Origin of the sequence: Dietzia sp. IN118 (genome assembly GCF_032905965.1) — a bacterium.
Taxonomy (GTDB): domain Bacteria; phylum Actinomycetota; class Actinomycetes; order Mycobacteriales; family Mycobacteriaceae; genus Dietzia; species Dietzia kunjamensis.
Map to the genome: position 1 here is coordinate 3,036,899 of NZ_JAUMSR010000001.1, position 13,984 is coordinate 3,050,882.

At 70.9% G+C, this 13,984-nt stretch carries 10 protein-coding genes; 1 reads left to right on the forward strand and 9 read right to left on the reverse strand.

The window, feature by feature from the left end; genetic code table 11:
• Positions 1–26: 26 nt before the first annotated feature.
• The 9 genes from fadD32 to Q2K20_RS14560 form a co-directional block, all read right to left on the reverse strand.
• Positions 27–1,973 carry a long-chain-fatty-acid--AMP ligase FadD32 gene (gene fadD32 / locus Q2K20_RS14520; protein WP_163375321.1) on the reverse strand — a complete coding sequence of 649 codons (1,947 nt, stop codon included), beginning with the start codon at positions 1,971–1,973 and terminating at the stop codon, positions 27–29.
• A gap of 174 nt (positions 1,974–2,147) precedes the next feature.
• Positions 2,148–3,113 carry a cutinase family protein gene (locus tag Q2K20_RS14525; RefSeq protein WP_082923820.1) on the reverse strand — a complete coding sequence of 322 codons (966 nt, stop codon included), beginning with the start codon at positions 3,111–3,113 and terminating at the stop codon, positions 2,148–2,150.
• A 177-nt stretch (positions 3,114–3,290) separates the two neighbouring features.
• Positions 3,291–3,785, reverse strand: a complete 495-nt coding sequence (locus Q2K20_RS14530) for a DUF732 domain-containing protein (RefSeq protein WP_067714813.1) — start codon at positions 3,783–3,785, stop codon at positions 3,291–3,293.
• On the reverse strand, positions 3,782–5,740 hold the full coding sequence (locus tag Q2K20_RS14535; protein WP_163375319.1) for an alpha/beta hydrolase-fold protein: 1,959 nt from the start codon (positions 5,738–5,740) through the stop codon (positions 3,782–3,784). The genes Q2K20_RS14530 and Q2K20_RS14535 overlap by 4 nt, the downstream gene beginning before the upstream one ends.
• 240 nt (positions 5,741–5,980) lie before the next feature.
• On the reverse strand, positions 5,981–7,105 hold the full coding sequence (locus tag Q2K20_RS14540; RefSeq protein WP_096906241.1) for an alpha/beta hydrolase: 1,125 nt from the start codon (positions 7,103–7,105) through the stop codon (positions 5,981–5,983).
• 196 nt (positions 7,106–7,301) lie between these two features.
• The gene (locus tag Q2K20_RS14545) at positions 7,302–9,392 is read right to left on the reverse strand and encodes an arabinosyltransferase (RefSeq protein WP_317176885.1); all 2,091 of its coding nucleotides are present in this window, start codon (positions 9,390–9,392) and stop codon (positions 7,302–7,304) included.
• A 16-nt stretch (positions 9,393–9,408) separates the two neighbouring features.
• The gene (locus Q2K20_RS14550; RefSeq protein WP_096906243.1) at positions 9,409–10,446 is read right to left on the reverse strand and encodes a decaprenyl-phosphate phosphoribosyltransferase; all 1,038 of its coding nucleotides are present in this window, start codon (positions 10,444–10,446) and stop codon (positions 9,409–9,411) included.
• A complete protein-coding gene (locus tag Q2K20_RS14555; protein ID WP_069388758.1) occupies positions 10,443–11,078 on the reverse strand; it encodes a phosphatase PAP2 family protein in 636 nt (211 codons plus the stop codon). Before Q2K20_RS14555 ends, Q2K20_RS14550 begins: the two co-directional genes overlap by 4 nt.
• On the reverse strand, positions 11,062–13,062 hold the full coding sequence (locus Q2K20_RS14560; RefSeq protein ID WP_069388759.1) for a glycosyltransferase: 2,001 nt from the start codon (positions 13,060–13,062) through the stop codon (positions 11,062–11,064). The genes Q2K20_RS14555 and Q2K20_RS14560 overlap by 17 nt, the downstream gene beginning before the upstream one ends.
• A 174-nt stretch (positions 13,063–13,236) precedes the next feature.
• On the opposite strand from Q2K20_RS14560, the gene Q2K20_RS14565 reads away from it, so the two are divergent.
• Complete coding sequence (locus Q2K20_RS14565) at positions 13,237–13,974, forward strand: peptidylprolyl isomerase (protein WP_096906244.1); 738 nt, start codon at positions 13,237–13,239, stop codon at positions 13,972–13,974.
• The last annotated feature ends 10 nt before the right edge of the window (positions 13,975–13,984 follow it).

Genomic DNA, 13,984 nt, shown 5'->3' on the forward strand with positions numbered 1-13,984 from the left:
CTTGAACCGGCCCGGCCGGGCGGACGCTACTGCGCCGGCAGGTCCGGGAAGGCGGTCTGCTGGTGACCCCCGCGCAGGGTGCCGTCCACGTAGGCCGCCTTGCACGCGCGCCGCGCGATCTTGCCGCTGGACGTGCGGGGGATGGATCCGGCGGGGACCAGCAGCACGTCCTGGGCGGTGACGCCGTGACGTGCCGAGATCGTCGTGCGGACCGCGTCCGCGATGGGGCCCGGGTCGGCCTTGCCGGCGCCGGGTGCGCGCTCGCCGACCACGACGAGCGTCTCCGAGGAGTCATCGGCGGCGATCTCCGCGCCGTTACGCGCCTCCATCGGCAGCTGGTTGGCCGGCACCGAGAACGCGGCGACGAATCCGGGGCGCAGCGCATCGGAGGCGCCCTGCGCCGTGTTCTCGAGATCCTGCGGGTAGTGGTTGCGGCCGGCGACGATCACCAGGTCCTTGACGCGGCCGGTGATGTACAGCTGACCGTCCACATAGGCGCCGTAGTCGCCGGTGCGCAGCCATCGAGCGTCGGAGGGCACGGTCCCGAACTCCCGGACCGTGCGGGACCCCTCCTCGAGGCACTCGACGAGCCGGTTGCCGAAGGTGGCGTCCGACTCCTCGGGGCGCCCCCAGTAGGCGCGACCGACGTTGGTCCCGTACAGCCAGATCTCGCCGACGCGCCCTTCGGGCAGCTCCCGCCCGGTGCCGTCGTGCTCACCCGTGGCCTCGTCGATGTTCGCCTCGACGATGGTGGCCCACTGGCTCGGTGCGACGTACCCGCAGGCGACCTGCGGGATCGCGTCCTCGTTGCCTTCCACCTGCGCCGGGTCGAGGACGGTCATGACGCCCTTGTTGAGGTCCGACCGGTCCACGTGGATGACGATCGCCTCGTCGTCGCGGCGCGGCGAGGAGACGAACAGGGTCGCCTCGGCCATCCCGTAGGACGGTTTGATGACGGTCGGTGCGAGCCCGTAGGGCGCGAAGGCCTCGTTGAAGGCACGCATGGAGGCGGGGGTGACCGGCTCCGAACCGTTGATGATGCTGGTCACGCCCGACAGGTCGAGGGTCTCGCCGTCCCTCGGCAGCCCTCGGCGTGCGGCGTGCTCGAACGCGAAGTTGGGGGCGGCGGCGAACACCCCGTCGCCGTCCGACATCGCGCCCAGCTGCGAGACCCAGCGACCCGGGCGCTGCACGAACGCGCGGGGGCTCATCACCGTGATGGTGGCCCCGCCCATCGCGGGCAGGATCACCGTCAGCAGGCCCATGTCGTGGAACAGCGGCAGCCAAGTGACCCCGCGGGACGCGCGGGTCAGCCCGAGCCCGTCGAACAGCTGCATGACGTTGGTGACCACGTTGCGGTGGGTGATCTCCACACCGGCCGGTACGCGGGTCGAGCCGGAGGTGTACTGCAGGTAGGCGATGTCGTCGGCGCCGAGATCCGGTCTGGTCCACCCCGAGCCGAGCTCCGCGGGGATGGCGTCGACGGCGACGGTGCGCGGACGCTCTCGCGCAGGCAGGGAGCGGAACAACGTCCGGACCCCGGCCGCGGAGTCGGTCGAGGTGAGGATGACCGCGGGCGTGCAGTCCGCCAGGACCGCGTGGAGGCGGTCGTGGTGACCGGGCTCATCGGGGTCGAACAGGGGCACCGCGATGAGCCCGGCGTGGATGGCCGCGAAGAACGACACGATGTAGTCGAGTCCCTGCGGCGCGAGGATCGCGACCCGGTCCCCCGGCTTCGCGACCTGCTGGAGGCGGGCGGCGATGGCGTAGAGCCGGTCACCGAACTGCGACCATGAGAGTTCGTGCACCTCGCCGTCACGGGAGGACGAGTAGTCGATGTAGCGGTAGATCAGCCCGTCCTCGGCAGGATCCTCGCGGGCGGCGGAGACATTGGCTTCGACGAAGTCGACAAGGGTGGTGCGATCAGGGATGACGATCGCCCCACCGGCGTCGTGGTACTGCTCGAACTCCACGTTGCTCCGTTCCGATCCGTCTTACGTTGGTCGACGTCGTCGACCACGGAAATGCCGGGTGCACTGACGACAAGCTTGGTCGATCCTACAGCGTGCCCCAGAGCGCATCCGAACTCCGAATCATCCGGCTCGTCAGGCGTGTCGCAGGCCGAGCCCTCGGGAGGCGTGGACGGGTCACCCGTGGGCGATCTCCGGGGCGGCGTCGACGAGCTCACGCACGTGCCCGATCGTCCACTCCGGGACCGTCGTCCCCTCGATCACGTCCGGGTTGGTCGCGTACATGGCGTGGATCGCGTTGTTGGCGACGAACTCCTGGAACCGGGCGGCGCCGTCCACGACGTTGAGCGGGGCGTTGCAGATCAGGTCTCGGGAGTCGCAGATCTGGGCGGTCCTGTCGCCGAGTTCGCCGAAGCCACCCGGGCGGGGCCCGGTCATGGTGGCGCCGGCGATGAGCTGGGTGAGCCCGGTGGCCGGCTGTAGGGAAATCTCCATCCCCTGCCCGTTTCCGGGCGACAACCCCGGCGACTGACCCTGGCCCGGCACGCGGCGGCCGTCGGCGATGAGGACCGATCCCCGGACCAGGTCGGCGGGCACCGGCCCGTTGCCGGTACCGATCTCGCTGGTGAGGTCACCCGCGATCACCGCACCCTGGGAGAAGCCCAGGAGCACGAACGACGTGTACGGGCACCGCTCGTGCGTGGCGGCGAGCTCGGCGCGGGCCCTCTCGGTGCCCTCCGCCCGGCTCTGGTCGTAGGGGATCTCGTTGGGCGCCTGCGGGTTCCTGAACTGGGCCACGTAGGGGACGGTGAACACCTCGAGCCGGTCGTCCGGGTACTGCTCGCTCAGCGGGTCGGTAATCGTCCTCAGCAGGGCGTTGGGCAGGAAACCCGGGTTGTACGGGTCGTCGGTGGGGCTGCTCTCCCAGGTCCCCGGCACGGCGACCATCTCCACGTCCGGACAGTCCGCGGGCTGGGTCAGCTCCGGCTCCCCCGGGCCGGGCAGGGGCCCGTCGGGACCCGTGGGCAGCCCACGATTCCCGATCCACCATCCGATGCCCAGCACCAGCAGGACCACCAGCACGAGTGCCCCCAACGAGCACCCGAGACGACGGCCTCTCCCACGACGCATTCCGCGAGCCACGATACGAACTCCTTCCCGGCCTCCCCGCTCGACTGGGGCGGGTGGCCGACGACCGGTCAACGCCCCGGTGGCGCTGCGGGTTCCGGGAGCACCGGGAGGGTGTCCCGTCTCACCCCGGGGCGACACGTGCCGGGTCCTGCCGGACCGGGCGCCGCGGCGCTGTGTGCATTCGTCGGACTACGGACAGAGCTGGCCCGCCGAGGCGTCCACCACGACGCGGGAGAGCTCGTCGACCTCGCGATCCGAGTACCCGCCCGCCGAGATCTGACCGGCGACCGCGTCGGCGATCGTCGTCGTCTCGTCGGCGGCGCCCCCGGTCGTCCGGATGCGGCAGATGGTGTTGCCGGCGGCGACGAGCGAATCGGAGAGGTCCGCGGTGTCGATGCCCTCGCTCTCCAACGCCGCGAGATACCCGCGCTCCCGCGCGCCGACGGCCGGGGCGGTGTACCCGGAGGCGTCCGGATCGACGGGTGCGGGCGCCTCCGTGTAGCGGCCGGAATCCTCCGTCGCGGGAACGCGCGACACCCCGGGTGATCCGCTGCCGCCCGGGGGCGGGGCCAGCGTCTCGGAGTCGGGCACGCCGGAGACCGTCGAGTCCCCTCCGCCGCAGGCGGTGAGCATCCCACCGCCGACGAGCAGCGCGGCGGTCAGCGTCGCCAACCGGGTTCTCACGACGAGATCTCCGCCCGGCCACCGCTCACGGTGATGCGGCCGCCCTCGAACTCCATCTCCTGACCGTCCCGCGTGGTGCGCAGCGGGCCGGTCGGGTAGCCGAGCCGTCCGCGTTCGTAGTCGACCGTGCCCCAGGCGTCGAACACCGGCCCACGGGGGATCACGTGGGCCCCGGTCCGCGGGGACCAGTAGATGTACCCGCCCTGGAACCGGCTGAACGCGCCGTCCCGGGTGCTCAGGGCGATCTCGTCGGTGGTCGGGTAACCCAGCTCGGAGTTCTCGGCGCCGGCCTCGCGATAGGTCTCGAGGATCTTGCCCTCGACGACCTTCGGGCCCGTCTCCTCGGACCAGTAGACGGTCCCGCCCTGGAAGCCCTGGACGACACCCGGCTTGTTGGGGTTGGTGATCTCGTCTGTGGTCGGGTAGCCGAGCTCGCCGCGCTCGGCGCCGCGCTCCTGCCACATCGCCCGGATGCCACCGCGGACGGCGTGCGACCCGGTGGTGGGCGACCAGTAGATGACGCCGTTCTGGAAGGTGGAGAACCGGCCGCGGCCGTCCGGGGTGGTGGTCTCGCCCGAGGTCGGCAGCCCGAGCACCCCGTCGGGGCCGCCCTCGGCCTGGTAGGCCGCGCCGATCGCGCCGAGGACCGAGTGGGCCCCGGTCCCCTGCGACCAGAAGGCGCGGCCGAAGCGGAAGTCGGTGGCCTTGCCGCCGCGGACGTCGTACTCGCCGGTCAGACACGGCCCCAGGCCGGGCTGCCGCTCGGCGAGGCGTGCGATGTCGCCACTCGCCGCGCACGGCTTCTCGACGTTCTCGATCCCCACCGCCGTCGCGAACTGCGGCCATGCCTGGGTCATCTCGAACTGCCAGTACGGCCAAGTGTGCGTGCCGGACGGGCGGAAATTGGCGGTGACCTCGACCCCGGCGGCGCGGGCCCGGTTGACGAAGGTCTGCGTGGTCATCCGCGAGAGCAGCTCGAGGCCGTAGCCGGGGAAGTTGGTCGGGATGTCCGGCAGGCCGGACGGCTGGTCCCAGGGCCCGGTGTTGCCGCTGCCGGCGGAGACGTAGACGCTCTGCCCGCGCATCTTCTCGGTGTGGAGCTTCGGGTCCTGTTCCTGCCAGCGCCGGGACCCGAGCGGGCCCCACATGCTCTCGGCCGGGTAGCCGCCGGCGTCCTGCATGGCCACCTTGACCGCCTCGGGCATCCCGAAGCTGGTGGTGTCGAGGAAGCCCGAGTAGCTGGCGGCGAAGTCGAAGTGATCCGGGTAACGCTGGGCCAGCATCATCGCGGCCGTTCCGCCCATGGACAGTCCGGCGACGCCGTGCTTGTCACCCACCCGCCAGTCGCGGGCCAGTAGCGGCGGCAGTTCCTGCATGAGGAACGTCTCCCACTGGTACGCCGAGCCCTTGGCGTCGGAGACCCAGTCCGTGTAGAAGCTCGACTCTCCACCGATCGGCAGGACGATGACGGCGTTCTTGGCGTCGAAGAACTGCGAGATCTTGGTCTCGAGCGTCCAGCCGCTGGCGTCGTCGCGGGCCCGCAGCCCGTCGAGCAGGAGCAGGGACGGGTAGGTGCGCTCGGGGTCGGCGTTCCACTGGGCCGGGAGCATGAGCTGCACCTGGATCGCCTGCTCCATGGCTGGTGACCGGACCCAGAGTGCCACCCGGTTGGCGGACTTCCACTCGACCTTGTCGAGCCGGACACCGGACGGCGGCGTCGACGGCACGCGCAGGGTCGGCGCCTCGGGCGCAGTGGCGGGACTCTCCGCGGGGGTCGACCGCGCCGGGCTCTCCGCCGGGCTCGTCTGCCCCGGGGTCGGCCGGGACGGCGTCTCCTGTGCCGCCGCGACGGGCGGGAGGACGAGACCGGAACCCACCACGGACGCCACGAGGGGAGCCGCGAGGAGGGACGCCCACCGGTGCCGGGGGCTCGCGTCTGAGCTGGGGGTCGCCATGTGTTGTTCTCTTCCTTGCCGCGTCGTCTCGCCGAATAGTTAGTGGGCGCGCGTCAGAACGACCCGCGCCACATGTATCCGGAGCCCGGGTCCGTGGTGCGCCCGCGGGTTCCCCTCCCGCGGCCGAACCCGGTGGTCAGATGCGACCGGGGCCCCGCACGAGAATCTACGCGCGGGGCCCCGGTGTGACGGGTGAGGACTCGCTGACGGGAGTCCGATTCGTCGGCTAACTCTGCGCGATCACCACGCGTGGGCGTCCATCACGTCGAGGATCTGCGCCGAGCGGGCCGCGATGAGGTCGTCGTTCCAGTAACCCCAGCCGTGGATGCCGGTGGTGCGGTACTCGAACGTGGCCTTGTTCGGCGCGGCGTTCATGGTGTTCTGGAACGCCAGCGTCGAGCCGCGGGACAGGCCCTCGAGGATGATGCCGTTGAACGTGTTGAACACGGACTGCAGGCTGGAGGGCTGGTCGTACCGGCCCGGGATGGCGGACCCGGCGGTCACGTACATCGGGATGTCGCGCAGCTTGGCGGCGTTGAGCAGCGGGTCGTGCTCGCCCCACTTCGGCGAGCCCGGCAGACCCCACATGGCGAACGGGTCGCACTTGCACTGGTCGAACATCGCCAGCGGGATCATGGTGTACATGCCCGGGGCCGTGGGGTTCATGTAGCCGGAGAACACCGAGACCTGCTTGAACTGGTCGGGATGCTTGGCGGCGAGCGTCGCGGCCGCGGAGCCGCCCATCGACAGGCCGGCGACGGCGTTGTTGTTCGGGGCCACGCCGAAGTGGGCCTGCAGGTAGCCGGGGAGCTCCTCGGTCAGGAACGTCTCGTACTTGTACTCGAGCAGGTTGCCGCCCAGGTTGATGGGCCGCTCCCAGTCGGAGTAGAAGGACACCTGGCCGCCGACGGGCATGACCAGGGTGATGTTGTCCTGCAGGAAGATGCGCTGGGCCTGGGCGTCGTGGGTCCACGCGTTCCAGTCGTCACGGGCGCGCAGCCCGTCGAGCAGGTACAGACCGGCGTTGCCGCCGAAGCGGGCCGGCTGGACCTGGACCTTGATGTCCCGCTTCATGGCCGGCGAGTAGACGTTGCACAGCTGGACCCAGGAGGCGACCGGGTCCCACTGGCAGCCGGGACGCAGCCAGTTACGGAAGCCCACCGGGTTCTCGTCACCACCGGCCGGCCGGAACGCGGGGGCGGCGGGCGGCGCGGCAGCCGAGCCCGCGGACCCGAGGCTGGCCGACGAGCCCTGCTCGGTCGCCTGGGCACCGGCCAGGGCCGGGGCGCCGACGACGAGCCCTGCGGCCGTCGCCAGTGCGGTGAGCCCGGCGGCGAACCTGCGCCGGAGGGTGGAGTGGGACATTCGTGTGTTCCTTTGTTCGTTCCTGGTGCCCGGGAGGGCATCGGTGACGTTCATCGGACCGGCCCCACCAGGGGGAGGACCGGAACTGCGACATCGAGTTCATCGATACTGTCGCGCACTTTGGGGTAGGTGTTACAGGTCGGGGACCATTTCGACCCCCGACTGTTACCGTTTCGAGACAACAGCGTGCGCAACACTACCGAGTGCCCTGATACTTCTCCACTTCCTCCGGCATCGGCAGCCCGCACCTCTGGACCTCGTACGCAGGGATTCTGTTGATCCTGTACTCGGCGTATGAGAATGCATTCACCACGTTGGACCAGCGCCTCTCGAGGGTCAACGGGGCCGTGTAGGACTCGATGAGTGCCTGCGTGGCGGGACACTGGAGCGCGACCTCGGCCTGGTTCACCCAGTTGACGTCGATCCACCGCGGGAAGTTGACCGGGTCCTCCACGACTCCGGTGCGCGCGAGCACCCAGTCGTACGGCAGGAACTTGTCATGCCCGATCCGGCCGTCCTCCATACGGTCCGTGTGCGCGGCCAGCGGCGAGGCGAGCCCGACGGTGTCGTAGACGTCCACGTCGAGCGGCAGGTTCATGCTGGTCATGCCGAGGTTGAGGAACACCACCGTCTTGAGGGGCTCCTCCGGCAGCTCGAACGGTGCCAACCCGGGCATCGGTCGGTCGTAGGACACCACGTCCCACCGGTCCTGGAACCCCGGCACCGGGAGGAATACCGCGCCGGTCCGGTTCCGGGTGACGTCGTTCACCAGGGCCCGCATCCGGGGGAAGTCCAGATAGTCCTCGGCGAGCAACGGGTGCCTGTGCCCGGTCCGCTGGATGTAGAACTGGCGCTCGTCGACGATCCCCGCCGACGTGATCGACTCCGGTTCCTCCCGGAACGGGTTCTCGGTGACCTGGACGGTCACCGCCCAGCCGACGACGACGAGCCACGCGGCCGCGATCGCCGGGACCGCCACCCGGCGCACCGAGGCCTCCGTGGACCCGCTGGCGGGACCGACGGGGAGGGGCACCACCGAGACCGGCAGGAGCAGGAGGAACAGAGACGGCAGCAGCACGCGGCCGTGCATGAAGTCGCCGCCGACGCGGATGACGTAGAGCAGCATCACCAGTGCCACCACGAGGAACACGATCGTGACGACCGGGGTGGAGCGGGCCCGGCGGCGCAGCCGCGGCAGGCGACCGCCCTCGTCGTCGTCGTGGTCGTCGGCGTCGTGGTCGTCGGCGCCCCCGCCATCGCCGCCACCATCGGCGGCGCCACCATCGGCGCCCCGCGGATCCGCTATCGTCCCTCCGGATCTGCTACTCCAATCCGGGTAGCGGATCCGGAGCGGGAATAGCGGATTTCCGGGGCGGGGGGCGAGGCGGGCCCGGAGGGCGACCATTCCCGCGACGAGCACGGCGGCCAGCGGCACCAGCAGGACGTACGGCGACAGCAGGTTCCACAGGTACTCGGCGCCCTTGTCCCACTTCGACCCGCCGGCGTCCTTGGCCACGGCCGTGAGCGGGTACGGCAGCGCGTAGAACGACATCCGCCAGACCTGGTAGACCACCGGGACCGTGCCGGCGAGCACCACCAGCCACCCGAGGTGACGCCACGACTGGTGGGCGACGGCCATCAGCGCCAGGAACGCCGCTGCGGCCAGTGCCATCTCGGGGCGCACCAGGGGGCCGAGCCCGGCGAGGAAGGCGATCGCGGCCGTGCCCGGGGTGGGTAGGCAGCCCAACCGGCCCTCACGATGGGGCGCCCGGGCCCACAGTTGCAACCCCAGCCACATGGCGCCGATCCAGCAGATGACCAGGCCCGTCTCGAGACCCGAGGTGGCGAAGTCGCGGGCCGGGGGCAGCATCACGTAGACCAGCACGCCGAACGGCAGCAGCACCATCGGCCCACCGGCCGGTGCGCGGCGGGTGCCGCGGTACATCACGCGGGTGCCCAGCATCGCGAACACCACCGCGAGCATGCTCAGCGTGAGCGCCACACCCAGGACGACCAGTTCGAGCCGGTACCCGACGATCTCGTGGACGCCGTAGATGAGGTACGTCCACAGCGTGGAGGTGTTGGACTCGACCCGCTCCCCCGCGTTGAACACCGGGCCGTTGCCGGCGATGAGGTTGCGGACGGTGCGCAGGACGATGAGGCCGTCGTCGGCGATCCACCGGCGCTGCCAGGCGCCGGCGAAGAAGACCGCCACCACCACCACGACCCCGGTCCAGAAGACCGCCCCGGTGCGCCCGAACCGGCGCGCCGCCGCCACCTGCGACATCGTCCGTCCGCCGGACTCAGGCGATCGACGGGACGATGTAGACGCCGATCACGACGGTGAGGACCCACAGCGCCGCGAGGACCTGCAGGACGCGGTCGCCGAGGGCGATGTCCTCGGGCTCGCCGGCCTGCGCGGCGTCGACGTCGACCGCGTAGCGCAGGACGGCGATGGTGAACGGCACGATCGAGATCTGCAGCCAGATCGCCGCCCCGTTCGGCTGCGTCGGGTCGGAGCCGCGGTCGTACGCCCACAGGGCGTAGCAGAGCACGAGCACCGTCGCCGAGAGCGTCCAGACGAACCGCAGGTAGGTGGGGGTGTAACTCTCCAACGCCTTGCGGATCTTGGCGCCGGTCTTCAGGTGCAGGCTCAGCTCGGCGTAGCGCTTGCCGGCGGCCATGAACAGCGAACCGAACGCCATGACCAGCAGGAACCACTGCGAGATGTCGACCTCGGCGGCCGCGCCACCGGCGACCGCGCGCAGCAGGAAGCCGGAGGAGACGAACGCGATGTCGAGCACCGGCTGGTGCTTGAGCCCGAAGCAGTACATGAGCTGCAGGACGATGTACACGGCCACGACGATCGCCAGGGCCGGGTGCGCCAGCAGCACCGAGATCGCGATCGACGCGATGATGAGTACCACCGCCATGCCGTACGCCAACCCCACGGGCAGGACGCCCGCCGCGATGGGGCGGAACCGCTTGGTCGGGTGGGCGCGGTCGGCCTCGACGTCCAACGCGTCGTTGATGAGGTACACGCTCGAGGCGGCCATGCAGAACGCCACGAACGCGATGAACACCGAGAACAGGACGCTGCCGTCGGTGAGGGTCTGGGACCCGGCCGCCGCGGGCGCGGCGATGACGAGGACGTTCTTGACCCACTGACGCGGCCGGAGCGCCTTGACCATGCCGTCGAGGAGGTTCTTGGGCGGCGCGCCCTTGGCATCCTCCTCCGCCTCGGCGATGTCGTCGATCTCGTTGGCGGTGTGCGGTTCGGCGCCGAGGAGGTGGTGGTCTGCCCCGCCCCGGGTCACCGGCGCTCCGGACTGATCGGTCATCGCTTCTCCTCGCGGTTCTGGGTGACGCCTGGGCCCGCCGCGCCGTCGCGCAGTGTCTCGGGCAGCACGCTCTGGACGGCGGCCGAGGGCCACACGGCGCGGGTGAGCGCAGCGCAGCCCGCGCCGACCGCGGCTCCGGCGAACACATCCGAAGGGTAGTGGACTCCCAGCACCAACCTCGACGCCAGCATGACCGGCACGAGCGCCGGCGCCACCGGGACCCCGACCACCGACCCCGCGAGCAGCGCGAACGCGGTGGTCGACGTGGCGTGGGACGACGGGAAACTGAGCTTGGAGGGGGTACCGACGCCGACGGTCACCGCGGGGTGGTCCGGGCGCCGCCGACGGATGACGCGCTTGACGACGACGGAGGTGGCATGGGCGCCGACGCTGCCGAGGCCGACCATCGCCCACCGACCGCGGCGGGCCGGATCGACGGCCATTCCCGTTGCCGCGACCGCCATCCAACCCAGCGCGTGCTCGCCGACATGCGATAGCGTCACGGCCGCCTCCCGGGAACCGGGCACGGCCAACAGCTGACGCTGGATCGCCGCCAGCAACCGGACCTCGCCGGTCGGTACGGGGATCTCCACGGCGGGATCGGACACCACCGGATCAGGATTCGAAGACACGGCCCCAGGCCTCCTTGGTCACGAGATCGGCGTGGGCGTCGCGGTAGCGGCGGCGCATCTCCGGGAACCGGCGGAACAGCTCACGGTGCACGGCGGCCGACTCCTTGAACAGGGCGGCGGCGAGGTCGCGGTCGCGCTTGCGGTAGACGACCCCGCGACCGTCGGCGGTGGTGACGGTCGCGCCGTCGACCCTGCTGAGCGAGTACCAGCGGGCCTCGATCGGCGGGAAGTTCGCCTGCGGCACCTCGTGGTGCGTCTTGTCGTCCCTGCTCAGGGTGTGGGCAAGGCCCCGCGCCAGCGCCACCGCCTTGCGGACCGGGCCCCTCGGCTCGGAGTGGATGCCCGCCGGGCCACCCGACGGTGCGGGCAGGTCGACGGCCGACGGGATGACCACCGCGTCGGGGAACTCCGCCCGCATCGCGCGCACCTTGGGCAGCGCGGTGGGCAGCAGTTCGTACAGGGCCTCCGGCCCCCTCAGGAAGTCCCGGATGGCCTCGATCTGGATGGCGACCGTCGAGTACTCGAGGCACACCAGGTGCTTGACCAGCGCCTTGAGGCTGGACTGCATGATGCCCCTGTGGTCGCCGTCGTGGTACATCGACGCCACCACCAGGCGGTTGCGCAGGTGGAAGTAGGCCTGCCAGTCGATCGCGTCGTCCTTGTCCGACCACGCCATGTGCCAGATCGCCACGCCCGGCATGGTGACGGTGGGATGGCCGGCCTGCCGCGCGCGCAGCCCGTATTCGGCGTCGTCCCACTTGATGAACAGCGGGAGCGGCTGCCCGATCTTCTCGGCGACCACGCGCGGGATGAGGCACATCCACCAGCCGTTGTAGTCCACGTCGATGCGGCGGTGCAGCGGCTTGGGGTTCTCGCGGTCCGTCAGCTGGTAGCGCGAGAAGTCGTAGTCGTAGTCCGCGTGCGGGGCGGCGGTCCACATGAAGTCGTGGGCGCCCACCACCTCGCCCATGGTGTGCAGGTGGCTGCGTTCCTGCAGGTTGAGCATCTGCCCGCCGACCAGCATCGGGACCGTGGAGAAGCGTCCGAACGCCAGGGCCCGCAGGATCGAGTCGGGCTCGATCTCGATGTCGTCGTCCATGTACAGGATGTACGGGGAATCGGTCAGCCTGCGCGCCTCGTACATGATGCGGCTGTAGCCGCCCGAGCCGCCGAGGTTGGGCTGGTCGAAGATGTGGAGTCGGTCCCCGAGGAACTCCGCCGCCTCCGCGAAGCCGGGCTCGTCGCGGACCTTGCGGTCGCCCTGGTCGGGCATGAGGACGGCGTCGATCACGGCGTCGACCTCGGGATCGGAGGTCAGTGCCCGCAGCGCGGCCACCGCGTCGCCGGGCCGGTTGAACGTGGGGATGCCGACGGTGACCCGCCGGTCGTTGGGCACCTGTACGGCCGGGTCGGGCGTGCCGTCCGGGCGGGCGTCGGGACGCGTGGGCGGTGCGTCGACCGAGGAGTACCACCCGCCGGCGAGCAACTCCACGTCCGTGTCGGAGGTGAGGTCGAACCAGATCCAGCCGCCGTCCTCGAACGGGCCCAGGTCGCAGACGAACTCGACCGTCGTCACCTGGTCGGCGCGGCCCGGTTCGCCGACGACGTCACCGGTGACCGCGATCCGCGAGCCGTCGATCTTGGAGCGGTACAGGTCCACGCGACCGGAACCGCGCACCGTCAACCGGAGGACGACCTCGCCGAGGACGGACCAGCGCCGCCAGTACGCCGCGGCGAACGCGTTGAAGTAGGTGGCGAACGAGACCTCGGAGTCGGCCCCGATCCGCAGGGAGGTCCGGGCGGAGGAGTGCGCGCGCCGGACGTTGGTGGGCGCCTCGGCGAGGTAGAGCGAGCGCACGTCGAGCGGTTCACCGGCCCGCGGCAGGATGATGCGTTGGAGGCATTCCCGGCCACGTGGAGCGGAGAGCGCGACGACCGACCGCTCGATCTCGTCGATCAGTTCGTGGTGGCCGTGGTGTTCCATGTGTGCCAGTCCCCGTCCCGACGGCCGGGGGCCGCCCTCATCAGCCTTGCTGCGCCTCGCCCTGCCCGCACGGCGGGCAGGAAAGCCGGGTCGATCGTACCCGTCGGGGGCGTGATGCCCAGTCCAGCACGCGCCGCGGCCCACCCGGGCCGGCGGAAGAAGTAGGTTCGTCCCATGCACCTCACCGGATCCGCCCGCCGCCGCCCGACCGTCCGCACCGCCCTGGGGGTGCTCGCCCTCGCCACGCCCCTCGCGCTCGCCGGGTGCGGCTCCGATGACGCCCCGTCCGACGACGCGGCGACCACCGGGGCGACCGCGGCGTCCCAGTCCGAGGGCCGCGAGTCCGGCGGGTCCACCGGGGGCGCGGTCGAGTGCCCGCCCGCCGAGGGCGCAGCGGAGCGCACCACCTCGTTCGACTCGGCCCCGCCGATGTGCCTGACCGACGGCGTCGACTACTCCGCCGTCATCACCACCGACGCCGGCCCCGTCACCGTGGACCTGCTCGAGGAGAAGGCCCCGGAGACGGTGAACAACTTCGTGTTCCTGGCCCGCAACAAGTACTACGAGGGCATCACGTTCCACCGCGTCATCCCCGGCTTCATGATCCAGGGCGGCGACCCCCAGGGCACCGGCAGCGGCGGCCCGGGATACGAGTTCGCCGACGAGCTGCCCGAGTCCGGCGAGTACGAGATCGGGTCGATGGCCATGGCCAACGCCGGACCGGACACCAACGGCTCCCAGTTCTTCATCGTCACCGGCGACTCCGGCGTCTCCCTGCCGCCGGACTACAGCCTCTTCGGCACCGTCACCGACGGAATGGACGCCGTCACCGCTATCGAGGACGACGGCAGCCCGCAGGGCCGGCCGCAGACGCTGCACACGATCGAGTCCGTGGAGATCGTCGAGGGCTGAGCCCGCCCGG

What these genes read in the sequence shown, in the direction of transcription:
- Q2K20_RS14535 (WP_163375319.1), bottom strand. Translation starts at nt 5,740, where the DNA reads ATGGCGACCCCCAGCTCAGACGCGAGCCCCCGGCACCGGTGGGCGTCC.
- Q2K20_RS14540 (WP_096906241.1), bottom strand. Translation starts at nt 7,105, where the DNA reads ATGTCCCACTCCACCCTCCGGCGCAGGTTCGCCGCCGGGCTCACCGCA.
- Q2K20_RS14545 (WP_317176885.1), bottom strand. Translation starts at nt 9,392, where the DNA reads ATGTCGCAGGTGGCGGCGGCGCGCCGGTTCGGGCGCACCGGGGCGGTC.
- Q2K20_RS14550 (WP_096906243.1), bottom strand. Translation starts at nt 10,446, where the DNA reads ATGACCGATCAGTCCGGAGCGCCGGTGACCCGGGGCGGGGCAGACCAC.
- Q2K20_RS14560 (WP_069388759.1), bottom strand. Translation starts at nt 13,062, where the DNA reads ATGGAACACCACGGCCACCACGAACTGATCGACGAGATCGAGCGGTCG.
- Q2K20_RS14565 (WP_096906244.1), top strand. Translation starts at nt 13,237, where the DNA reads ATGCACCTCACCGGATCCGCCCGCCGCCGCCCGACCGTCCGCACCGCC.